The sequence below is a fragment of the Streptomyces sp. SID3343 genome (assembly GCF_009865215.1).
Classification (GTDB): Bacteria; Actinomycetota; Actinomycetes; order Streptomycetales; family Streptomycetaceae; genus Embleya.
Map to the genome: position 1 here is coordinate 22,669 of NZ_WWJX01001166.1, position 23,256 is coordinate 45,924.

Below are 23,256 nucleotides of genomic sequence, written 5' to 3' on the forward strand. Positions count from 1 at the left end.
TCTCGGCCCGGGTGTCCCCCGCGACTCCAAGATCTTCTGTGTGTGGTGGGTCGTTCAGGTGGGTGGGTAGCGTCTGGTCCAGGTGGTGGCGCCGGCTTCCGGGCCGTGCAGCGCGGTGCCCTGGGTCATCTCCATGGCGAAGTCGTCGGCCAACTCCAGGATCGCGCCCCGGCCTTCGAGTTCGGCGACCAGGTCGGCGGGCAGCACCGTGTCGCCGTGCATCGCGCCGAGCAGGTTGCCACAGATCGACCCGGTCGAGTCGCTGTCGCCGCCGTGGTTGACCGCGAGCAACAGGCCCGTGCGCATGTCGGGTGCCACGAGCGCGCAGTACAGGCCGATCGACAGCGCCTCCTCGGCCGTCCACCCCTGACCGAGCGCCTCGACGCGCTCCGCCGAGGGGACGCCGGCGCGGACCGCGCCCAGGGCCGCCTCGATCGCCCGCGCGGTCTCGAGGTGCTCCGGTCGAGAGCGCACCAGTTCGAGAGCCAACCGGATGCCCTCCTCCAACGGCGCGCCCTGCATGACCGCGTGCACGATCACCGCGAACGCCCCCGCCGAGAGGTAGCCCGTGGGGTGACCGTGCGTCAGTACGGCGCATTCCACCGCGAGTTGGAAGACCAGTTCGGGCCGCCAGCCGACGAGCAGCCCGAACGGGGCCGAGCGCATCACCGCGCCGCAGCCCTTGGAGTCGGGGTTCTTGGGCGCCTCCAGGGTGCCCATCACCGTTTCGTCCTCCAGGCCGCGCAGGCACGCCGAGCCCGGTGCGCGCGAGCTGTACAGCCACTCCTCGCGGACCAGCCAGCCCTCGTCCTTGCGCTCGTCGGGGCCCCACTCGCTCTGGGTGGCCTTCCAGCGCAGGTACGCGCCGTGCAGGTCGGTCGGCGGATGCCACGCGCCGGTGTCACGGCGCACGTGCGCGCGGATCAGCCCTTCGACGGTGAACAGTGTCATCTGCGTGTCGTCGGTGATCGCGCCGTGCCGGTGATACGCCGTCACATAACCGGCCACACCGGCGGATCCGTGCTGCTCGCGGATCTCCGCGAGGCTGAGGAACTCGATGCCGGCGCCGAGCGCGTCGCCGATCGCGCCGCCGACGAGACATCCCCTTACGCGGGCCCGAAAATCCTGTAGCCGGTCCCTGGACCAGAGTGCGGCCATGTGTGTGCTCCCCTCCCCCGTCACCCCGACGCAGCGTACCGGCGCGGGGTTGTCGGAGGGTCGCACACTCGTCCTATTCGACACGTCGGGCGGGTGCGGGAACTTCGCGCCCGCGCCGAAGGGGCCGATCCGCGTGCACGTGGATCGGCCCCTTCGGCGGGCGCCTTGCGCGGAGCTTCGGTCGGTCGGATTCGCGCAGGGCCTCAGTTGGTCAGGATCGGGAGCATGATCCGTTCGACCTCGGCGTCGTGCCGGCGGGCCACCGCCTGACGCTCGGGGCTCACCTCGCCGTAGGTGGTGGTGCGTTGGCGGGCGTGCCGGCCCAGCGACGCGGCCATCGCCTCCAGTTCGGCGATCGACTTCTTCGAGCCGTTGTCGGCGCCGGCCATCCGCGAGATGGTCTCCTCCATGAGCGTGCCGCCCATGTCGTTCGCGCCGCCTTCGAGCATCATGTTGGTGCCCTCGACGCCGAGCTTGACCCAGCTCGTCTGGATGTTGTCGATCTTGCCGTGCAGCAGGATGCGCGCCATCGCGTGCACGGCCCGGTTGTCGCGCAGCGTCGGACCGGGGCGGGCGATGCCGGCGAGGTAGACCGGCGCGTTGGTGTGCACGAAGGGCAGCGTCACGAACTCGGTGAAGCCGCCCGTGCGGTCCTGGATCTGCCCGAGCAGCCTCAGGTGCGCGAGCCAGTGCGACGGCGTGTCCACGTGGCCGTACATCATCGTGGACGAACTGCGGATGCCCAGCTCGTGCGCGGTGGAGACCACCTCGACCCAGGTCGCGGCGGGCAGCTTGCCCTTGGTCAGGATCCACCGCACGTCGTCGTCGAGGATCTCGGCGGCGGTGCCGGGGATGGTGTCGAGCCCGGCCTCCTTGGCCGCGATCAGCCAGTCGCGGATCGACATTCCGGTGCGGGTCGCGCCGTTGACGACCTCCATCGGCGAGAACGCGTGCACATGCATGTCCGGGACACGCTTCTTGACCTCGCGGGCGATGTCGAAGTAGGCGGTGCCCGGCAGGTCGGGGTGGATGCCGCCCTGCATGCAGACCTCGGTCGCGCCGACCGCCCACGCCTGTTCGGCGCGCTCGCCGACCTGGTCGAGCGAGAGCGTGTACGCGTCGGCGTCGGTGCGGCGTTGCGCGAACGCGCAGAACCGGCAGCCGGTGTAGCAGACGTTGGTGAAGTTGATGTTGCGGTTGACGATGTAGGTGATCTCGTCGCCGTTGACGTCGCGGCGCAAGTCGTCGGCGATGCGGGCCAGTTCGTCCATCGCCGGGCCGTCGCAGTGGAACAGCGCGAGCGCCTGCGCGTCGGTGAGCTTCGTCGGGTCGGCCGCGGCCCGGACTAGCGCCGCCTTGACCTCCGAGTCGAGCCGCACCACCGACCCGGTCGCGCTGTCGGCGACCTGCTCGCGCAGCGACTCCCAGTCGCCGTACACGTTGTCGAAGTCGTCACGACGGTCGTTGGTACGGCCGGTCGTGTCGATCGTCACGTGCAGGTCGGTCCGGCCGGAGGCGGCCGCGAAGATGTCCTCGGGCTCCTGCCACGGCAGACCCTCGGGGCACTTGCCCTCGATCGCCAGGCCCGTCTCGGGGTCGGACAGCGCGCGCACGTGCGGCAGGACGCGCGGGTCGATCCACGGCTCGCCGCGGTGGATGATCTCGGGATACACGGTGAGCCGCTCGCGCAGCGTGTAACCGGCCTCGGCGGTGCGCGCCGCGAGGTCGTCGATCTGCGGCCAGGCCAACTCCGGGTTGACGTGGTCGGGGGTCAGCGGCGAGACGCCGCCCCAGTCGTCGATGCCGGCCCGGATCATCAGCGCGTACTCGTCGCCGATCAGGTTCGGCGGGGCCTGGACCCGGGCCTTGGGCCCGAGCACGATCCGGGTGACCGCGATCGCGGCGGCGAGTTCGACGAGGTCGGCGTCCTGGACGGCCCGCATCGCGGTGTCCGGCTTGGCGCGGAAGTTCTGGACGATGACTTCCTGGATCGAGCTGTACTGCCGGGCGATCCTGCGCATCGCGAAGATCGACTCGGCCCGCTCGGTCATGTCCTCGCCGATGCCGATCAGGATGCCGGTGGTGAACGGGACGTTGGAGCGCCCGGCGTCCTCGAGCACCCGCAGGCGCACGGCCGGGTCCTTGTCCGGAGAGCCGTGGTGCGGGCCGCCGGGCTCGGACCACAACCGGGTCGCGGTGGTCTCCAGCATCATCCCCATCGACGCGCTGACCGGCTTGAGCCGCTGGAAGTCGGTCCAGGACAACACCCCGGGATTGAGGTGCGGCAGCAGGCCGGTCTCCTCCAGCACCCGGATCGACATCGCGCGGACGTAGGAGAGCGTGTCGTCGTAGCCGTGCGCGTCGAGCCACTCACGGGCCTCGGGCCAGCGGTCCTCGGGCCGGTCGCCGAGCGTGAACAGGGCTTCCTTGCAGCCGAGCGCGGCCCCGTCGCGGGCGATCTTCAGCACCTCGTCGGGGCTGAGGAACATTCCGTGTCCGTCGCGCTTGAGCTTGCCGGGGACGGTCACGAAGGTGCAGTAGTGACACTTGTCCCGACACAGCCGGGTCAAGGGGATGAACACCTTTCGGCTGTAGGTGATCACACCCGGCCGGTCGACCGCGTCGAGCCCGGCGTCGCGCACCCGGCCGGCCGACGCGCACAGGTCGTCCAGGTCCGCGCCTCGCGCGTGCAGCAGGACCGACGCTTCCGAGACGTCGAGCATGACCCCGTCTCGCGCTCGGCGCAGCGCACGCCGCATCGAACTCTCGGTTGGTCGTCCCTCGTTCGGGATCGTGGCCATGCGACACCTCGCTGTCGTCGCTGTTGCTCGGGCTGTACCGGCAGGCCGACCGCGACTTGTACGCTCCGACCGACCGACAAACGGGAGCCGACGCGACGTCGCCCCCCGAACAGACCAAGGGTAGGCGTGCGCGCGCGAGGCCATTACGACTCGTGTCGCACGTCACGTGCGCCCGCGCACGGGTCGCGGGGGCCCGTCCCGATCAGGGCAACGAACCGGTTACCCGCGCCAACGGCTGTCCGGTGACCTTCGCGATGGCCTCGAAGTCGTTGTCGTCGTGCAGCAAGGCCAGGCGGTGCCGTTCGGCCGTGGCGGCGATGATCAAATCGCTCGGCCCCGGGGCACGATGGCCCCCGGTGTGCGTCAGCTTCCGTTGCACCGCTCGGGCTCGTCGGATGTCGCGCTCGTCGGTTTCGTAGGGCAGGTAGAGGTTGCCCAGCCAATCGTCGAGGTGAGCCGCCTCGCCCGAGTTGCGAGCACTGCGCAGGATTTCCAGCTCTGTGATCGGGCAGACCCCGACGAGCCCCGCCTCGACCGAGGCATGCCAGGGCAGGACCAAAGCGGTGTCCCGCAACAACCGCCGGACGGCGCTTGTGTCGATGAGGTAGTCGGCGACGATCAACTGCGGTACTTCCGCTTGTCGCTCAAGAATTCGAGATCGATCCCGCCTTCTGCGGCGGACCTCTGCATCTCGGCCATCGCCTGCCGGCGACGGCGGCGCTGTGCAACCTCGCGGAGCGCCGTGTTCACCGTGTCCTTCTTGGTCTTCGTCCCGAGCAGCGCCATGGCCTCGGCCAGCGCTTCATCGTCTATGTCGATCACGGTGTTGCTCATATATGCCTCCTGTATGTGTCTCATACAGAATAGGTGGAAAACGGGCGATCCGCTCCGGACCCGCGACAGATCCACCCGAACGAGAGCGGCGTGAGCGGGGGCGCTCAGCGGCCGTGTGTGTCGAAGCGTCGGATCGACAGGGGTACGAAAATCGCGAGCAGGGCCGCCGACCAGATCAGGGTGGCGGCCACCGGGTGTTGCAGGGGTAGGGCGGCGTGCGCGGTCGGCGGGGTCGGGTTGCCGAAGAGGGTTCGGCAGGCGGCGACCAGGGCGCTGATCGGGTTCCAGTCGGCGATCGCGCGCAGCCACGCGGGCATGCCCTCGGTGGGGACGAAGGCGTTGGTGACCATCGCGATCGGCAGCACCAGGACGCCGAGTTGGCCCGCGACGTCCTCGCGGCCCGCGAGCAGCCCCAGGTGGATGCCCACCCACGTCATCACGAAGCGGAACAACACGAGCAGCGCGAAGGCGGCGAGCGCATCGGTCGCGCCGTCGCGAACGCGCCACCCGACGGCCAGGCCGAGCCCGGTCACCGCGATCAGGACCACCACCCCCACCACCGCGTCGGCAACCGCCTGGCCCAGCAGCAGGCCCGGGCGCGACACCGGCATCGAGCGCAGCCGGTCGGTGACGCCGAGCCCGATGTCGCGCGCGGTGCCCACCATGGTCGGCATCACCGTGTTCATCGCGACCAGCGCGAACAGCCCCGGCATCAGGTACTCGCGATAGTTGTCGCCGGGCACGTCGATCGCGCTGCCGAAGACGTAGCCGAACACCAGTACCAGGGCCACGGGCACGATCAGGCTCACCAGGACGAGCGCCGGCGAGTGGCGGTAGTAGAGCAGGATTCGGGTCGCGAGGGTGCGGGTGTCGGAGAGCGCGTGGCGGATGCTCATCGGGTGGCCTTGTCGGCGTCGGGGGTTGCGGGGGCTGTGGAGGCCGCGGCTGTGGGGTCGGTGGTCAGGGTCAGGAACACGTCGTCCAGGCTCGGCGCGCGCAGCGCCACGTCCACGACGGTGACGCCCGCGGCGTCGAGTTCGCGGATCAGGTGCGGCATCGACACCCCCGCGCCCGGACGGGTGACCGCCCGCAGGCGTAGTTCGTCCCGGTCGACCACCGGCTCCCCGGTGCCCAGCCGGCCGAGTACCGCGCCGGTGGTCTCCAGGTCGGCCGCGGCCAGGACGGTGACCTCCACGCTGGTCCCGATCGCCGCCTTGAGCCGCTCGGGAGTCCCCGACGCGATCACCCGCCCGTGCTCGACCACGGCGACCGCGTCGGCGAGCCGGTCCGCCTCGTCCAGATACTGCGTGGTCAGCAGGACCGTCGTACCCTCGGCCGCCAGTTCCCGCACGACCCGCCAGATGTCGTTGCGGCTGCGCGGGTCCAGGCCGGTGGTGGGTTCGTCGAGGAACAGTACGGGTGGGCGGGTGATCAAGCTCGTGATCAGGTCGAGGCGGCGACGCATGCCCCCGGAGTAGGTGCGCACCAGCCGATCGGCCGCGTCGGCGAGGCCGAAGTCGGTCAGCAGTTCGTCCGCCCGCGCCTTCGCCGCGCGCGAGCCGAGGCGGTTGAACCGGCCGAAGAGGACGAGGTTCTCGCGACCCGTCACCCCTTCCTCCAGCGCCGCGTGCTGGCCGGCCAGGCCGATCAGTCGCCGGACTCGACCCGGGTCGCGCACCACGTCGTGGCCGGCGACCCGGGCGGACCCGGCATCCGGGGTGACCAGGGTCGAGAACACCCGTACCGCGGTGGTCTTTCCGGCCCCGTTGAGCCCCAGGAGGCCGCACACCGTCCCGGCCGGGACGGTCAGGTCGAAGCCGCGCAGTGCCTCGACCTTGCCGAACGTCTTCCACAGGCCTTCGGCCACGAGGGCGGCGGGTGGGGTGGGGCCGGCGGGTTTGGCGGGTTTGGCGAGAGCTCTGTCGGTGGGATCCGGGCGGCGGGAATCCATGGTCGACCTCCTACTAGGTACGTCGTACGTAGAAGCGCACGAGCGGCACACTACTACGTACTGCGTACGTAACTAAGATGGGGCCGAGGTGATCTTCGGTGGCATCCGCCAAACCCACATCCGCCGCGGGCGACCGCGGCTCCGCCGGCGTACCCGAGCTGATCTGGCTTCGCCCGGAACGCACCGGACGCGGCCCGCGCCCGGCACACAGCCGTAAGGCCATCGCCGCTGCCGCGGTCGAGATCGCGGATGCGGAGGGGATCGACGCGGTCGCGATGCGCCGAGTCGCCGCCGCGCTCGGCGCCGGGACGATGTCGCTGTACAACTACGTACCGAAGAAGGAACACCTCTTCGACCTGATGCTCGACGAGATCGTCGGCGAGTATCGCCTCCCCGACACCCCGTCGGGCGACCCGCGCGCCGACCTGCGATTCGTCGCCCACGAACAGCTCGCGCTCTCGCGCCGGCACCCGTGGATGGTCGAACTCCTGGTCAAACGCCCATCCCTGGGCCCCAATTCGCTTCGGGTGACCGAGTTCTTCCTGACCGCGTTGGTGGGCACCGACCTCGACGGCCCCGCGAAGATGGAGGCCATGTCACTGCTCTCCGGCTTCGTGGCCCAGTTCGCCCAGTGGGAACACGCCAACGCGGCGCCGGCCGGCGGGGAGACCTGGCACGCGGACCTGCTCAGGTATCTGTCGGGGGTCGCGGCGAGCGGCGACTATCCCCAACTGACGGCGGCGATGGCGGCCGGCGGCGAACCCCCGGACTCCGACGCGGTGTTCGCCCGCTCGCTCGACCGGCTGCTGACCGCTCTGCTCGGCCCGGGGCAGGGCTGAAACCACCCGTCGACCGGGGCCGGCTCCGCGCTTTCGGCCTTTCGTCCGGCTGCGGGCATTCCGCGTACGGGACTCCCGGTGCTGCCGAGGGCCGACCGAGCCGACCCGTCCCCGGACATGCAGCGGCGGCGCACGGGAGGACCCCCGTGCGCCGCCGAGTCTTGTGTGGTGCCGACCAGTTGGTGCCGATTCAGGTGATGTCCGTCAGACGGAGACCGTCACCGTGTCCTTGCCCGAGCGCAGCAGTGCGCCGTTGGCCGCGCCGGTGGTCTGCCCGTCGCGGATGGTCTCGACGCCGTTGACGCGCACGCTGACCACGCCGGTCGACTCGCTGGTCAGTCGGGCGCTGTCGCCCGGCATGTCGTTCATCAGCCGGGCCGGGCCCGAGCCCACGGTGGCCGGGTCGAACAGGACCAGGTCGGCGTGGAAGCCCTCGGCGATCCGGCCGCGGTCGACCAGACCGAACAGCTCGGCCGGCTCGGTGGTGAGCATCTGTACGGCGCGCTCCAACGACACGATCTTGCGGCCGCGGAGCATGTCGCCGAGGAAGCGGGTGGTGTAGGTCGCGCCGCACATCCGGTCCAGGTGCGCGCCGGCGTCCGAACCGCCCAGGATGACGTGCTCGTTCTCCCACACGTCGCGGCGCAGGTCCCACGACGCCTGGTCGTTGTCGGTCGGCATCGGCCACAGGATCGTGCGCAGGTCGTCGTTGATGCAGATCTCGATGAGGGTCTGGAAGTCGTCCTGGCCGCGCTCCTTGGCGATGTCCGCGACGACGCGGCCGGACAGGCCCTCGTTCGCCTCGGAGTAGGTGTCGCCGATGACGTAGCGGCCGAAGTCCGCGAGCCGGCGGAAGACGCCCGCCTCGGGGCTGTCCGCGTTGCGTACCATCTCGGCGCGCACCTGCGGGTCCCGCAGCTTGGCGATCCGCTCGGGCACCGGCAGGGACAGGATCGGGCCCCAGTTCGGCATCAGGTTGAGCGCGCAGTAGTTCAGGAACGACATGTTCATCGGGACCAGCACCGGCATGGTCAGGATGACGATCCGACCGCCGGCCTCCTTGGCCTTCTCCGACGCGTAGATCTGGCGCGGCGCGCGATCGGGCGCGGCGGAGTCGACCGTGAGCACGTTCCAGTTCATCGGGCGGCCGGCCGTCGTGGTCATCTTGACCAGGAGGTCGATCTCGTCGTCCGAGAACTTGTCGAGACAGCCCGAGACGATGACTTCGAGTTGGGTGCCCTCGTGCTTGCCGACCTCTTCGCACAGGGCGAGGATCTCGGCGGGCGTGGCGGCGCGCGACGGTACGGGGTTGCCGTCGCCGTCGGTGTGGTTCGACTGGCCGGTGGAGAAACCCAGCGCCCCGGCGTCCATCGCCTTGCCCAGCTCGACGACCATCGCCGCGACCTGCTCCGGCGAGGCCTCCTTGCCGACCGAGTCGGCGCCCATCACGTAGCGGCGAATCGCGCAGTGGCCGGCCATGAAGCCCGCGTTGACCGCGATCTTGCCTTCGAGCTTGTCGAGGTACTGGGCGAAGGTCTCCCAGCTCCAGTCGACACCGTTCTCCAGGGCGGGCAGCGCCATGCCCTCGACCTTGGCCATCATCCGGCGGGTGTAGTCGGCGTCCTCGGCCTTGAGCGGCGCGAGCGTGAAGCCGCAGTTGCCGCCGATGATCGTGGTCACGCCGTGGTTGACCGACGGCGTCGCGTACGGGTCCCAGTGCAGCTGGGCGTCGTAGTGCGTGTGCGGGTCGACGAACCCGGGAGCCAGCACCAGGCCCTCGGCGTTCTCGGTGCTCGCGGCCTCTTCGGTTATGCCGCCGGCGGGGGTGACCGCGACGATGCGACCGTCCCTGATGCCCACGTCACCCAGGAAGGACGGCGCGCCCGTCCCGTCGACGACGGTTGCTCCGGTGATGACGTGGTCCAGCATGGCGAAGCTCCTTCAGCCCTCGGTGTTGCCTGCAAACGCGGCCATCCACATGCCATCCACGCACACGGCCTCGTACACCCACGGAACTGATGGTACGTCAGATATCCGAGCCCGCCAGGGGGCCGTGCGGGATGAGACGGGTCTCACCCGAGATATGCCGTAGGGGCATATCGAGAACGCTCGAATCGACCCGCCGAGCGGCTCCGCCGGCTCCCGGTGCACGGCCGGCGCGCGCCCGCCGCCCAAGCCGAGCAGTCCACCCGCTCGCACACCGAACTCCCTCTGGGACAGCACGCGTTCGGCCTTCCGGCCCAAAGACCACCAGAGCGTCCACAACCTTGGACATCGCAACCGCCCCGTCACCCAAAGCATCCAACCAGCCAATACGATCGCTTCTCGTAGTCGTCCGCATACGGCATGCCAAGGCGAGAGCGCCGGCATTCACCGCCTCCTGGTCACGCCGGGAATGGACGATCGACGGACGACGCGAGGGGGACGCGTGGGACCGAGTGTGCCCGCCGATGTGGCGGAGGCGTTGGGATGGACCGGAGTCGAGTGGCCGGCGATCGACGCGGACGCGCTGGATCGGATGTCCAACGCGTACAACGTGTACGCCGGTGAGGTGGACTCGGCACGGATGGACGCCGACACGGCGGCCACCGCCCTCATGGCCGACAACAGCGGCCCGGCGGCGGACGCCTTCGCCGGCTACTGGGGACACGTGTCGAGCAGCCAACTGGTCGGCGTGTACAACGCGTCCAAGGAACTGGTCACCGGCTTCACGAACGCGGCAACCGAGGTCCGAACCGCCCAGCAGGAAGCCGAAGTCCACCTGCGCACCCTGCGCGACAAGATCGCGTCGCTGCGGGCCGAGGGCCGATTACCTCCGGACGGCGCGCCCCACGACCTCTACGAGATCGACGTCGCCCGCAAGGCGCTCACCACACGCTTCGACGCGATGGCCGCAAAGGTGGCGGGCCTACTGCGCACCGCCCAAGACCTCGGCGGCCTGGACGCACTGGCCCACAAGGGCACGGAACTGAACGAACGCGGCCTGGAACCCGCCGCCCCGGCCGCCGACTCCGCCGCCCCGGCCCAGAGCCGGTTGCTCTCGACGCCTCCCGGCGGATCGGCCGAACCATCCGCGGCCCCCCGGTCGAACATCAGCTCGGCGTTGGACCCGAAGGGCGGCCTCTGATGCCCCCCAAACCGCCGAAGCCACCGGCCCCGCCGCCCAAGCCGACCGCACCGGACATCACCAAGCCCGACGCCCCGGGCGCCCAGCCCCCCAAAGGGCAGCCGCCCAAAAGCACAAACACCCCCGGAAGTCCGCCCGCCAAGGACACCGAGGGCCCCACCTTCAATCCCCCGGACCTCCCATCGGCGCCCAAGCCCGGCACCCCTTCCACCCCTGCTCCCGAGGCAACGACACCGTCCGCCCCCTCGGGGCCGTACATGCCCACCATCGAGAGCGCCTCGAAACCACCGTGGCGCCCCCCGGCCCCCGCAGCCCCGGGCGCCAAGACGGTGACGACCCCCCAATCCGTCGAAGCCGCCGCCCAACGCATGGAAGCCGCGAGCAACCGCATCGGCGCCGCCCAAGCCAACCTCCAGAAACAGGTCGGCGAGGCGAACCCCTTCGGCAACGACCGCTACAGCGCCGGACTCAAGACCCAATACGACACGCTCGTCTCCAGCCACCAACGCGGCACCACAAACACCTCGACCCTGGTCACCAAAACCGGCACCGGCCTCCGCCAAAGCGTCCAACGCACCGTCAAAAACGACAACGACCAGGCCGCGAAAACCCCCAAGCTCCCGACCGAAAACACGCCCGGCAACAAGAAACCATCCGAAGGCCGCAGCAAACCCTCGTCATCGTCGAGCAAACCCGGTGGCCCACCGCCCGGCTCATCCGGCTCCGGCCGGACACAGCCCCCCTCCGCTCCCGGTGGATCCGGCGGAGGAGCCGGAGGCGGGGGCAAAGGCGGCGGGATCAAGGGGCCGGCCAACCCGGAAAACGGCGGCTTTCGTCCCTATGACAGACCAGGGCCGGAAGGCGATCCGGCCATTCGCCGCAGCCGGAATCCGACTGGCCAAGGTGCCACGAGCTACGAGGGGCGAACGACAACCCTGAGGCCGAATCAAACGAGTACGGCCGAACGGGACTCGATCTTGGGTGAAAGTTCGCAACAGCTCGCGAGCGACACACGAGACGCTGTGGCCGCCGACAAACAGGTCGGCCAGCGCACGCGCCCGACGATGGCCGGCGCCTTCGAACACGATGGGGTGGTCACCAGCCACACGAGCATGCGGCGAGGAGATATCGACGTCCACCCGGCTCTCGCCGAACTCTATGATCGCGTACCCGAGTTGGAAAGAAGCATCGGACACGGACGCTGTTCCGAGGTGGCATTGCTTTCGGACCGTCTCCATGCCGTCGAGGCACAGCGCCCGGGCCGGCCACCCCTGACGCCCGAAGAAGCCCGTGACTACCTTTCCGGCGGTCGAATGACCAGTCACTCCATCAACCATGACAACGACCCCGGTTTGGCACCCCAAGGCTCATACACTCCCGCTTGCCGCTCCTGTGCTCAGGTGATCGATTACCTTGGGGTCACCCACGTACCCACCCGCGTTTGAGAAAGAAGAATCTGATGTCCGAGCGTTTCCCCGCTCAGGTGGAGGAAGTACTGAGGGGTGCCGGTTGGTTCCCTGGGCGAGATGTTTCGGAAGATTTCGAAGACTGGGTCGCTGAAACGAATCGACAACTCGCCGTGATGGAGGGCGATCGGTGCGTCTTCCCCGCACTGCATGCCGCGCTGGCCGAATTCGGCGGCATCACCGTACGGCAGGACGGGCCCGGGGTGTCGCTCGGTCGGTTCGACTTTTCGATCGGTGACGTCAGGGCCGGCGCCGTACCCAAGGCATTGCTCGAACAAGAGGAGATGTACCGACAATTCGTCCTCCCCTTCGGCTGGACCGCAGATGTGCACGCCAGACTGTTCATGGGAATCGACGGCCGGGTCTATCTCGATCACCCCATCGGCGGGTACTTCCACCTCGGTGCGAACCTCGACGAAGCTCTCGTCGTGCTCGTGCGCGGAATCAAGACCGAGGAAGTAGATTTCAGTCACCTCGAAGAGGATGGTCTCCCACCGTTCGAGGAGAGCTCGGACGCCCCTGCGGACGAACGGGAACCATTCGAGGGCGTGCCGCCGGAATTCCTGCCGGCGACATCAGGCGCTTTGACCATCGCCACCTATGTGTTCACCCACACCAGTCTCAAAGGCGACGGAGAGCCAAACCTGCACCCGGTATTGCGGGAATTCTTCGACGCCCTGCCGGTACGCCTGCGCACGACCTACATCGGCCGCTGCGCGGAGGCCGCCCTGGTGTCGGATGCGTTGTGGCACATGCAGGAGGACTGGGGGGACGAACCCATGGACGCCGAGTGGGCCTGCGAATCGTTTCGGGTCAACACGACCGCTGTCACCGTGACCCGCATCCGGGAATGGGGCGACCCCACGCACGGGACCTTCCAACCACCATGCCGCTCGTGCGCCGCGATGCTCGAGTACTTTCAGATCGAGGTTGTTCCCACATGACACCGCTCAACGCAGAGGCACAGCTGCGCCTCGCCGCAGTCGGATGGCAGATCGGCAGCCGGGACGACGAACGAGCCCAACGCCTGCACTTGGCCATCGCCGCGTATCGCTCGCCCGGCGGGTTGGTGCACACCGTGCACCCGGCCGCCGTCGAGGCGTGGGCCCGATATGCCTCCCTGCGGATCGGGCAGGAGGGGGCCGGCGTGGAACTGGCGTTGTGTACCTTCTCGTTCGATCCGCTGGATGCCATCCATACGGCCCACGGATGCGCGGTGTTCAGCGCACAGATGAACCGCCCGATGGCACCTCTCGGCACACTCGACGACGGTGAAGCGGTAGTACTCATCGACAGCGCGGGTCGTGTCTTCTCCCGCGACCACACCGGCGACTGGCTCCTCGGCATCGACGTCGACGCGGCCGTCAACACACTGACGTCGGGTACCGCCTTCATACGCGTCAAGGAGAACGGCACCTACTGAAGGCGCCCGTGACGTGTGGATCGTTCACCACTTGCCCAACGACCCGGCCGGGGTCGCCGCCACACTGGTCGCCACCTGCTGAGCGTAGGGTTCGATTCCGTTGGTGAGGTGTATCTCGGCGACGACGGACTCCTGGCCGGGCGTCCGGTTCACAGGACTTCGCAGCGCGGGCGGGCGACCCAAGCCGACCGAGACCGAACCCGGTGGAACAGCTTGCACCGCCCACCTCGGGAACCTGCCCCCCGCGGGCCGGCGGCCGGCCCGCGGGGCCCGAGGGGTTGTCCTCGGGCGCCGCGACGGGCGTGGGTCAGAAGAGCTTGACGCCGGCCATCCAGCCGCCGTCGACCACGATGTGGGTGCCGGTCATGTAGGAACTGTCGCCGCCGGTGAGGTAGAGGGCGGCGGTGGCGATCTCGTCCGGCTCGCCGATTCGGGCCAGTGGTATGCCGCCGAAGATCTCACTGGCCGGGTCCGGCTCGCCCGGGGCGGGCACCGGGCTGGTCAGGCCGTCGATGTCGCCCGGGTTGGTCATCGGCGTGCGTACGCCGCCCGGGCAGATCGCGTTGACCCGGATGTTCGGCGCGGCCTCCAGGGCCGCCACGCGGGTCATCGCGAGCACCGCGCCCTTGGTGGAGGCGTAGGCGACCAGGCCCTCCATGCCGGCGAGCCCGGCGTAGGAGGCGATGTTGACGATCGTGCCCTTGCCGCCCGCCGCGCGCATCGCCGGCAGCGCGGTCTTCATGCCCAGGAAGGTGCCGAGCTGGTTGACGTGCACGATCCGCAGGTACTCCTCGGCGGACATCTCCTCGATCGGGGCGAACGCGAGGATCCCGGCGTTGTTGACCAGGCCGTCGAGCTTGCCGAACTCGGTCACCGCGACCTGTACGGCACGCTTCCAGTCGTCCTCGTTCGACACGTCCAGGTGTACGTACCTGGCCGCGTCGCCGATCTCCTCGGCCGCTGCCTTGCCCGCCTCGTCGAGGATGTCCCCGAGCACGACGCGCGCGCCCTCGGCCACGAACAGACGTGCTTCGACCACGCCCTGGCCGCGAGCGGCACCGGTGATCAGGACGACCCTGCCGTCGAGCTTGCCCATGCGAGAAGTTCCTTTCGGAGTGCGGACGGTGATGGGTGGGGACCGGTTGGACCGGTGGGGACGCCCGGCTACAGCTGCGGGGCGACCTCGGCCGCGAAGCGGGCGATCTGGTCGAGCAGTTCGGCCAGGTCGCGGCTGCGGAAGCGAACCTGGATCTGGTTCGCGCCCTGTTCGCCGTACCAGCGCAGCGACTCGGCGAGCTTGTCCGGGCTGCCGCTCACGGTGTGCGCGCCGACGTCCCAACCGGGCTCGCCGACGTAGAGGATCTCGGTGATCGCGCCGATGTCCAGGCGCTCGTCGGCGCGGCCGAACTCCTCCTGGTAGCGCCGCAGTTCGGCCAGCTGCGCCGGGTAGGTCTCGCGCGGGCTGCCCTGCGGCAGCCAGCCGTCGCCGTACTTGGCCACCCGCTTGAGCGCGGCGCCCGCCGAGCCACCGATCCAGATCGGCGGCCGCGGCGTCTGTACCGGGCGCGGTCGCGCGCCCATGTCGGCGACCGGCCACCGCTCGCTCTCGAACGTCACGTACTCCTCGCGCAGCGCGACGTCGAGCAGTTCCAGCGCCTCGTTGAGCGCCTTGCCGCGCTCCTTGAAGTTCACCCCGAGCATGTCGAACTCGGCCTCGACGTGGCCCGCGCCCGCGCCGACGATCGCGCGGCCCTTGGAGATCTTGTCCAGCGTCGCGAACGCCTTCGCCGACATCATCGGGTGGCGATACGCGAGCACCGACACGTGACTGATCAGCCGTACCCGCTCGGTGATCCCCGCGAGCCAGCCGAGCGTGGTCATCGTGTCCCACCACTCGGTGCCCATCGCGCCGGCGTGGCTGCGCGGGATCGCGGTGTGGTCGCAGACCGCGATGTAGGCGAAGCCGGCCGCGTCGCACGCCTGCGCGATCTTGCCCAGTTCGTCGGGGCCCGAGGTCTCCTCCCAGGCTTCCGCGTACAGCTTGCTCTGCGACTGGATGGGCAACTGCATGCCGACGTGCAGGGTGCCGGGGGGCAGGATCGCGGCCATGGAAAAGCCTCCGAAGGATCGAGGGGAGCGTGGGGGTCTGACGTCGGGTGTGGCGTCGGGTGTGGCGTTGGACTGTGGCGAACGCGTGTCACATACTCCGATCTAACGGGTCGTCAGACAAGGCCGAAGCACCGCTCCTGGAGGAACCGGACCGTGATCAACACCACCGACCCAAGCGTGGACGAGGCCGAGGTCCGGATGCGCCTGGAGGTCGACGAGGCCGCCGGCATCGGCGTGCTGACGCTGTGTCGGCCGGACAAGCTCAACGCGTGGAGCTGGGAGGCGACTCGCCAGCTCGGCATCATGGCCGACCGGATCCGCTTCGACGAACGCATCCGCGTGGTGCTGCTGCGCGCCGAGGGGCGGGCGTTTTGCGCGGGCATCGACGTGACCGCGCCCGGGGGCGCGATCACCGGGCGCTCCGGCGCCGAGCGCACCCGCAACTACTACGAGGGTCTGCGTTGGGTGCACGAGCGCTTCCGGGTGTTCGCGAAGCTGCCGCAGCCGGTGGTGGCCGCCGTGCAGGGCTACTGCCTGGGCTTCGGCTTCGAACTGGCCCTGATGGCGGACATCCGAATCGCCGCCGAGGACGCGAAGTTCGCGCTCCCCGAGGCGCAGATCGGCGTCGCGGTGGACGCGGGCGGCGACATCCGGATCGCCCGCGAGGCCGGCGCCGGGTGGGCCAAGCTGCTGTCCCTGACCGGCCGTCGGATCGACGCGGCCACGGCCGAGCGGCTCAACCTGGTCCAGGAGGTCGTTCCGGTGTCGGACCTCGACAAGGCCGCCCGTGCGCTCGCCGAGGAGATCGCCGCCAACGCCCCGCTCGCGGTCCAGGGGATCAAGCGCAGCATCGACACCTTCGCCGACGCCAACCTGGACGCCGCCCTGGGCCTGACCGCGATGACCGCCGCGCTGACCCTGGTCTCCGAGGACTCGGTGGCGGGCTACGCGGCCAAGGCCGTCCGCAAGCCGGCGGAGTTCGAGGGCAAGTGACCGCGCGCCGCGGGGTCGAGGTGGGCGCGACCCCGGTCGCGTCCGCCTCGACCCCACCGGCGTCGTGGTCAACTCTTCCGCGCCGCCGCTTCCTCGGCGGCCTTGGCGCGGAGTTCGAACTTGAGCACCTTGCCGCTGGGGTTGCGCGGCAGTTCGGTGACGAACTCGACCGCGCGCGGGACCTTGTAGTTGGCCATCTCCGCCCGGCAGTAGGCCACGATCTCCTCCACGGTGACCTCGGCGCCCGGGCGCAGCAACAGGTACGCCTTGCCGACCTCGCCCATCCGCGCGTCGGGTATCCCGACCACCGCGGCCTCGGAGACGGCCGGGTGACCGGACAGGACCGACTCGATCTCCGCGGGGTAGGCGTTGAAGCCGCCGCTGATGAACATGTCCTTGATCCGGTCGGTGATCCGCAGGTTGCCCTGCTCGTCGAGCACGCCCACGTCGCCGGTGTGCAGCCAGCCCTCGGAGTCGACCGCCTTCGCGGTCTCCTCGGGGTCCTCGAAGTACTCGGTCATCACGTTGTAACCGCGCACCCACACCTCGCCCGACTCGCCCGCCGGGGCCGGCTTGCCGTCGGCGTCCATGGTGGCCACCTCGACGCCCGGGATCGCGCGTCCCGACGTCGCCGCGATGATCTCCGCCGGGTCACCGTGGCGGCACATCGTGGCCGTGCCGCACGACTCGGTCAGGCCGTACGCCGTGAGTACCGAGTCGAAGCCCAGTTCCTCGGCCATCCGGGTGACCAGGGACAGCGGTACCGCCGCCGCGCCGGTCACCGCGAGCCGCAGCGAGGACAGGTCGTACGTGTGACCGTCGCGCGCGACCGCGTCCAAAAGCGAGGTGTAGATCGTCGGCGCGCCCGGGAGCACGGTGATCTTCTCGCTCTGGATCACCGACATCGTGGCGTCCGCGTCGAAAACCGCCTGCGGGACGAGGGTCGCGCCCTTGATCAGGCACGCGATGACGCCGGCCTTGTAGCCGAAGGTGTGGAAGAACGGGTTCACCACGAAATAGCGGTCGCCCTCGGTCAGGCCGACCACCGAAGCCCACGTGTCGAACACGCGCAGCGTCTGCGCCTGCGTGGTCATCACGCCCTTGGGCTGCCCGGTGGTACCGGAGGTGAAGATGATGTCGCCCGTGTCGTCCGGGCCGACCTCGGCCTTGCGCGCGTCGATCTCGGCGTCGGTGACGCGGTCGCCGGCGGCGAGGAAGTCGGGCCACGCGATGCAGTCGTCCGGCGCGGAGTCCGCGAGGACGACCACCCGGCTCAGCTCGGGAAGGTCGGTGAAGGCACGGCCCTCGGCCGCGCCGCCGGCCGCCTGGCGCAGCATCCCGACGTAGGACGTGCCCAGGAAGGTGCCCGAGACGAACAGCGCCTTGGCACGCGTCTTGCCGAGCACGTACGTGGCTTCGGCGCCCTTGTACCGCGTGTTCATCGGCACCACGACGCCGCCGGCGGTGAGCGTGCCCAGTGCCGACACGATCCAGTCGAGTGAGTTCGGCGCCCAGATCCCGACGCGGTCGCCCTTGACGACGCCCGCCGCGATCACCGCACCGGCGGCACGCCGGATCCGGTCCCGCAGTTGGGCGTAGGTGACCCGTACATTGCCGTCCACCACGGCCTCACGGTCACCGAAGCGATCCGCCGCGCTGTCGACGAGGGCGGGAATGCTCCCCCACTCAAGGTCCCCTTGCATGATCGCTCCCGGAGAGGCCAGAGGTTGATAGAAGCTGACGGTACGTCAGATCATGGCGGGGAGGGAAGCGTCGGAACGCCGATCGAGACGCACACCACCGCGAACCGCCGGCGCTGCGGCCGGGTCACCGATGATTGAGGGTTGAGGCAATGCGCAAGTTCGAGACGCTGGGCTACGAGCAGGAGAACGGCGTCGCGTGGGTGACGCTGAACCGTCCGGACCGGCACAACGCGTTCAACGCCGCGATGATCGACGAACTGCACTCGCTGTGGCGTGATCTGCGGCACGACGACGACGTACGCTGCGTGGTACTCACCGGCGCCGGCGACAAGGCGTTCTGTACCGGGATCGACCGCGACGTGGACATCGCCCAGCCGTCCTCGCCGTACATGATCGACGACCCGATGCTGCGGATCGGGCCGAAGTTCTCCGACCTGTGGAAGCCGGTGATCGTCGCGGTCAACGGGATGGCCTGTGGCGGCGCGTTCTACCTGCTCGGCGAGTGCGAGTTCGTGATCGCGGCGGAGGGGGCCACGTTCTTCGACCCGCACACGACCTACGGCATGGTGTCCGGGTTCGAGTCGATGCACCTCGCACAGCGGATGCCGCTCGGCGAGGTCATGCGGCTCACGCTGCTCGGCAACGCGGAGCGGATGAGCGCCAAGCGCGCGTACGAAACCGGTCTGGTGTCGGAGGTGGTGCCGGCCGCCGACCTCCTGGATACCGCGCGCTGGGCCGCGGAGACGATCGCGTCGTATCCGCCGCACGGCGTGCAGGGGTCGGTGCGCTCGATCTGGGCCGCGCGGGACCTGACCCGGGCTCAGGCGCTCACCATGGCCCCGCACATGATCGAGTTGGGCAACCTGGACTGGTCGGAGCAGGCGGGCCTGTTCCAGGGACGGAGCAAGGAGTATCGGGTGCGGTGAGCCGCCGGCTCACGGGCGTGCCGAGGCCCCGACTCGCCGAAGCGGGCCGGGGCCTCGTCCCGACGACGGCCGCCCTGATGCGTCGTCAGGTCAGGGGTGCCCGCAGAGTTCTCGCGGGGCTTTCGCGGGGTTCTCGCGGGTCAGTAGGACGGCGTGGGCGGGGCCGGGGCGTCGCCGAGCAGGTCGGTTGCGATGCGGTCGCGGTGGGTGCCGGCGTCGCCCCACGCGGTGCCCAGGGCCCATGCGCGCTTCATGAACAGCTGGAGGTCGTGTTCCTCCGTGTAGCCGATCGCGCCGTGCACCTGGAGGCAGTTGCGGGCCGCGAGGTCGGCCGCCTCGCTCGCGTAGATCTTCGCCATCGACACGTCCCGGGCCGCGGACGGCAGGTCGCGCGCGAGCGAGTAGGCCGCGCGCAGCACGACCGGCTTGGCGAACTCCAATTTGATCAGCACGTTGGCCAGGTGGTGCTGGACCGACTGGTGGGTGCCGATCAGCACGCCGCGCTGGACCCGCTGCTTGGCGTACTCGACGGTCGTGTCGAGCATCCGCTTGGTCAGGCCGAGCAGTTGCGCCGCGGCGCCCAGCGCGCCCCGGTCGGCCGCACGGGCCAGCGACCGTTGCGCGTTCGAGGCGACCAGGGTTTCCGGGGTCGGCTCGAAGGCGACGCGGTACAGCTTGCGGCTGCGGTCGACCGAGCGCTGCGGGGTGAGCGTGCAGTCGGCCGGGTTCACCACGTGGACGTCGCCGTTGTCGAGGCCGATGACCAGCAGGCCGGCGGCGGCGGCCTCGACCGCGAAGCGCTGACCGGGCAGCAGTACGGACGCGGTCGCCTCCCCCGACGCGATCTTGGCCAACCACCCCGCGTCCGGCGCGAACTCGGCCAACAGGCCGACCGCGACGGCCGCCTCCAGGAGCGGTTCGGGCAGCGCGGCGTAGCCCGTCTCCACGAGCACGGCCGCGAGTTCCTCGTCGCCCATGCCCAGGCCGTCGTGGTCCTCGGGGACCACGATGCCGGTCACGCCGACCTTGGCGAGCTCCTGCCAGCGGGCCGAGATCGCGCTGTCGGCCGCCCACGCGGCGCGTACGTGCGTGGTGGTGCACTGGTCGGCGAGGAAGTCCCGGACGGTGTCGCGGAACAGTTCCTGGTCTTCGGTGTATGCGAGACGCATCGTCGGAATCCTTCTACTTCGCTCGGGGCAGGCCGAGGATGCGTTCGGCGATCGTGTTGCGTTGGATCTCGTTGGTGCCGGCGTAGATCGGGCCGCCGAGCGCGAACAGGAAGCCGTCCAGCCAGCCGCCGTCGCCGTCGTCGAGTTCGCCCGCCTCGCCGAGCAGGCGCAACGCGGTCGCGTGCAACTCGACGTCCATCTCGGACCAGAAGACCTTGTTGATCGACGAGTCGGCGCCGATCGAGCCGCCCGCCGCGAGCTTGGTGACCGTCCCGAACGTGAACAGCCGATACGCCTCGGCGTCCATCCACGCCTGTACGACCGCGTCCCGCTCGGCGGGCCGTGGGCTTTCCTTGTACAGGTCGATCAGCTTGTCGGCGGGGGCCACGAAGCGACCGGGGCTGCGCAGGTTCAGGCCGCGCTCGCTGCCGGTGGTGGCGATCATGATCTTCCAGCCTTCGTTCACCCCACCGAGCACGTCGGCGTCGGGGACGAAGACGTTGTCGAGGAAGACCTCGGCGAAGCCCGGTTCCCCGTCCAGCTGCGGGATCGGACGGACCGTCACACCCTCGCCGGCGAGGTCGACCATGAAGTAGGTCAGGCCGCGGTGACGCTGCGCGTCGGGGTCGGTGCGGAACAGGCCGAACAGGCGGTGCCCGAAGGTGCCGCGCGAACTCCAGATCTTTTGGCCGCTGAGCAGCCAGCCGCCGCGCTCGTCGTCGCGATCGGCGCGCGAGCGCACGTTGGCGAGGTCGGAGCCGGCCTCCGGCTCGGACCAGCCCTGGACCCAGATCTCCTCACCGGAGGCCATCTTGGGCAGGTAGCGGTCCTGCTGGTCCTTGCTGCCGAACTCGAAGACGGTCGGCGCGAAGAGGAAGATGCCGTTCTGGCTGACCCGGCCCGGGGCGCCCGCGCGGTAGTACTCCTCCTCGAAGATGAGCCATTCGGTGAGGCCGGCCTCGCGGCCGCCGTACTCCTTCGGCCAGGACACCACCGCCCAGCGCGCGTCGAAGAGCTTCTTCTCCCACGCCTGGTGGGCGACGAAGCCCTCCCGGGTGTCCATCGACGGCAGTGGATCGGCGGGCACGTTGGCATCGAGCCAGGTGCGCACCTCCCGGCGGAACTCCTGCTCCTGCTCGGTGAATTCGAGATCCACTGGGCGACTCCCTCGACGGGTGTGAGACCGAGGACACACAGGTCGAAACCCGGTCGGACACGGGTAGCATAACTGACGGGTCGTCAGGTTAACGGCTCCGAACGGTGTCGCGACACCGGCGCAGGCGTGCGATCCGACACGCAGCCGGTCCGAATACATGAGGGGACTCCCGTGGCCGAGGCATACATCGTCGATGCGGTCCGTACTCCGGTCGGCCGCAAGAAGGGCAGCCTGGCGGGCGTACACCCGGCCGACCTGGGCGCCCACGCGATCAAGGCGCTGATCGAGCGCACCGGGATCGACCCGGACGTGGTCGAGGACGTGGTGTTCGGCTGCGTCGACGCGATCGGCCCGCTGGCGGGCAACATCGCGCGTACGTCCTGGCTGGCGGCGGGCTACAGCGAGGCCGTGCCGGGCGTGACGATCGACCGCCAGTGCGGCTCGTCGCAGCAGGCGATCCACTTCGCGGCGCAGGGCGTGATGTCCGGCACACAGGACGTGGTCGTCGCCGGCGGCGTGCAGAACATGAACCAGATCCCGATCGGCGCCGCGATGACCTCGGCGGCGCAGTTCGGCTTCACCGACCCGTTCTCCGGGTCGAAGGGCTGGGTCGCGCGCTACGGCGACGAGCCGGTGGACCAGTTCTACGGCGCCGAGCTGATCGCGAAGCGGTGGGACGTCTCCCGCCTGGAGATGGAACAGTTCGCCCTCGCGTCGCACGAACGCGCGCTGCACGCGATCGACAACGGGTACTTCGAGCGCGAGATCGCCCCGATCGACGTCGACGGCACGCTGATCTCGGTCGACGAGCCGCCGCGTCGCGGCACCACGCTGGAGAAGATGGCCGGCCTCAAGGTACTGATGGAGGGCGGCCGGATGACCGCCGCCGTCGCGTCGCAGATCTCCGACGGTGCCGCCGCGCTGCTGATCGTCTCGGAGCGGGCGCTGAAGCAGTACGGCCTGACCCCGCGCGCCCGCATCCACCACCTGAGCGTGCGCGGCGCCTCCCCGATCGAGATGCTCTCCGCCCCGATCCCGGTCACCGAGTACGCGTTCGCCAAGTCGGGCCTGACCATCGACGACATCGACGCGGTCGAGATCAACGAGGCGTTCGCCCCGGTCGTCCTGTCCTGGATGAAGGACATCAAGGCCCCCCACGAAAAGGTGAACCCCAACGGCGGCGCCATCGCCCTGGGCCACCCGTTGGGCGCCACCGGTGCCCGCCTGATGACCACCCTCCTCCACCACCTGGAACGCACCGGCGGCCGCTACGGCCTGCAAACCATGTGCGAAGGCGGCGGCCTCGCCAACGCCACCATCATCGAACGCCTGGGCTGACCCCTCAGCCGAGCAACCGCGGGCCCCACCGAAACCGGGTGGGCCCGCGTTCGGCTTTCAGGCCCTACCCCGGTAGTACACATCCGCCCGCCCGGCAAGGTCGACGACGATCACCACGTGCGCTTTGTCGTCGCTCACGCCGCATCCGGTCACGCATCAGGGCCGCCGCCCGCAACCAGGCGAGCATCCCCCGGCTGCCAGGGGTTACGTCGAGCAGGTCACCCGAACGGATGTAACGCCGAAGGCGCGACCACCCCCGTGAG

20 protein-coding genes are annotated in these 23,256 nt (G+C 69.7%); 8 read left to right on the plus strand and 12 right to left on the minus strand.

The window, feature by feature from the left end:
- Positions 1-54 precede the first annotated feature (54 nt).
- From GT354_RS36670 to GT354_RS36695, 6 genes are all read right to left on the minus strand, one after another.
- The gene (locus GT354_RS36670) at positions 55-1,158 is read right to left on the minus strand and encodes an ADP-ribosylglycohydrolase family protein (protein ID WP_161360702.1); all 1,104 of its coding nucleotides are present in this window, start codon (positions 1,156-1,158) and stop codon (positions 55-57) included.
- Between the two features lie 203 nt (positions 1,159-1,361).
- Positions 1,362-3,959: a bifunctional FO biosynthesis protein CofGH gene (locus GT354_RS36675; protein ID WP_161360703.1), complete on the minus strand. Its 2,598-nt coding sequence runs from the start codon at positions 3,957-3,959 to the stop codon at positions 1,362-1,364.
- Positions 3,960-4,161: 202 nt separating this feature from the next.
- A complete protein-coding gene (locus tag GT354_RS36680) occupies positions 4,162-4,581 on the minus strand; it encodes a PIN domain nuclease (RefSeq protein WP_161360704.1) in 420 nt (139 codons plus the stop codon).
- Positions 4,578-4,793, minus strand: a complete 216-nt coding sequence (locus GT354_RS36685) for a type II toxin-antitoxin system VapB family antitoxin (protein WP_161360705.1) — start codon at positions 4,791-4,793, stop codon at positions 4,578-4,580. The genes GT354_RS36680 and GT354_RS36685 overlap by 4 nt, the downstream gene beginning before the upstream one ends.
- A 104-nt stretch (positions 4,794-4,897) precedes the next feature.
- Positions 4,898-5,689, minus strand: a complete 792-nt coding sequence (locus tag GT354_RS36690; RefSeq protein WP_161360706.1) for an ABC transporter permease — start codon at positions 5,687-5,689, stop codon at positions 4,898-4,900.
- Positions 5,686-6,744, minus strand: a complete 1,059-nt coding sequence (locus GT354_RS36695) for an ATP-binding cassette domain-containing protein (protein WP_161360707.1) — start codon at positions 6,742-6,744, stop codon at positions 5,686-5,688. The genes GT354_RS36690 and GT354_RS36695 overlap by 4 nt, the downstream gene beginning before the upstream one ends.
- A gap of 98 nt (positions 6,745-6,842) precedes the next feature.
- On the opposite strand from GT354_RS36695, the gene GT354_RS36700 reads away from it, so the two are divergent.
- Positions 6,843-7,583 carry a TetR/AcrR family transcriptional regulator C-terminal domain-containing protein gene (locus GT354_RS36700; RefSeq protein ID WP_161360708.1) on the plus strand — a complete coding sequence of 247 codons (741 nt, stop codon included), beginning with the start codon at positions 6,843-6,845 and terminating at the stop codon, positions 7,581-7,583.
- A gap of 204 nt (positions 7,584-7,787) precedes the next feature.
- On the opposite strand, the gene GT354_RS36705 is transcribed toward GT354_RS36700, so the two are convergent.
- Positions 7,788-9,512 (minus strand): D-aminoacylase, encoded by a 1,725-nt coding sequence (locus GT354_RS36705; protein WP_161360709.1) that lies wholly within the window; start codon positions 9,510-9,512, stop codon positions 7,788-7,790.
- Positions 9,513-10,011: 499 nt separating this feature from the next.
- On the opposite strand from GT354_RS36705, the gene GT354_RS36710 reads away from it, so the two are divergent.
- From GT354_RS36710 to GT354_RS36725, 4 genes are all read left to right on the plus strand, one after another.
- Positions 10,012-10,710 (plus strand): hypothetical protein, encoded by a 699-nt coding sequence (locus GT354_RS36710; protein ID WP_161360710.1) that lies wholly within the window; start codon positions 10,012-10,014, stop codon positions 10,708-10,710.
- 257 nt (positions 10,711-10,967) lie between these two features.
- A complete protein-coding gene (locus tag GT354_RS36715; RefSeq protein WP_161360711.1) occupies positions 10,968-12,155 on the plus strand; it encodes a YwqJ-related putative deaminase in 1,188 nt (395 codons plus the stop codon).
- 14 nt (positions 12,156-12,169) lie between these two features.
- Positions 12,170-13,120, plus strand: coding sequence for an SUKH-3 domain-containing protein (locus GT354_RS52945; RefSeq protein WP_202512692.1), 951 nt, complete (start codon positions 12,170-12,172; stop codon positions 13,118-13,120).
- Complete coding sequence (locus GT354_RS36725; protein WP_161360712.1) at positions 13,117-13,599, plus strand: SUKH-3 domain-containing protein; 483 nt, start codon at positions 13,117-13,119, stop codon at positions 13,597-13,599. The genes GT354_RS52945 and GT354_RS36725 overlap by 4 nt, the downstream gene beginning before the upstream one ends.
- A 307-nt stretch (positions 13,600-13,906) precedes the next feature.
- On the opposite strand, the gene GT354_RS36730 is transcribed toward GT354_RS36725, so the two are convergent.
- Positions 13,907-14,695 (minus strand): glucose 1-dehydrogenase, encoded by a 789-nt coding sequence (locus GT354_RS36730; RefSeq protein ID WP_161360713.1) that lies wholly within the window; start codon positions 14,693-14,695, stop codon positions 13,907-13,909.
- 68 nt (positions 14,696-14,763) lie between these two features.
- Complete coding sequence (locus tag GT354_RS36735; RefSeq protein WP_161360714.1) at positions 14,764-15,708, minus strand: TIGR03619 family F420-dependent LLM class oxidoreductase; 945 nt, start codon at positions 15,706-15,708, stop codon at positions 14,764-14,766.
- 153 nt (positions 15,709-15,861) lie between these two features.
- Between GT354_RS36735 and GT354_RS36740 the strand changes: the two genes are divergently transcribed.
- A complete protein-coding gene (locus GT354_RS36740; RefSeq protein WP_161360715.1) occupies positions 15,862-16,701 on the plus strand; it encodes an enoyl-CoA hydratase/isomerase family protein in 840 nt (279 codons plus the stop codon).
- Between the two features lie 68 nt (positions 16,702-16,769).
- Here the strand turns inward: GT354_RS36740 and GT354_RS36745 are convergent, their stop codons facing one another.
- Positions 16,770-18,404, minus strand: coding sequence for a FadD3 family acyl-CoA ligase (locus GT354_RS36745; protein ID WP_161360716.1), 1,635 nt, complete (start codon positions 18,402-18,404; stop codon positions 16,770-16,772).
- A 149-nt stretch (positions 18,405-18,553) separates the two neighbouring features.
- On the opposite strand from GT354_RS36745, the gene GT354_RS36750 reads away from it, so the two are divergent.
- Complete coding sequence (locus GT354_RS36750; RefSeq protein WP_161360717.1) at positions 18,554-19,330, plus strand: enoyl-CoA hydratase/isomerase family protein; 777 nt, start codon at positions 18,554-18,556, stop codon at positions 19,328-19,330.
- Positions 19,331-19,470: 140 nt separating this feature from the next.
- Here GT354_RS36750 and GT354_RS36755 read toward each other — a convergent pair whose 3' ends face one another.
- Together GT354_RS36755 and GT354_RS36760 are read right to left on the minus strand one after the other, a co-directional pair.
- Entirely contained in the window at positions 19,471-20,499 is a 1,029-nt protein-coding gene (locus GT354_RS36755; RefSeq protein ID WP_161360718.1) for an acyl-CoA dehydrogenase family protein, read from the minus strand.
- A 13-nt stretch (positions 20,500-20,512) separates the two neighbouring features.
- Positions 20,513-21,655, minus strand: a complete 1,143-nt coding sequence (locus GT354_RS36760; RefSeq protein ID WP_161360719.1) for an acyl-CoA dehydrogenase family protein — start codon at positions 21,653-21,655, stop codon at positions 20,513-20,515.
- Positions 21,656-21,826: 171 nt separating this feature from the next.
- Here GT354_RS36760 and GT354_RS36765 point away from each other — a divergent pair, with 171 nt between their 5' ends.
- Positions 21,827-22,993, plus strand: a complete 1,167-nt coding sequence (locus tag GT354_RS36765) for an acetyl-CoA C-acetyltransferase (protein WP_161360720.1) — start codon at positions 21,827-21,829, stop codon at positions 22,991-22,993.
- Positions 22,994-23,256: the final 263 nt, after the last annotated feature.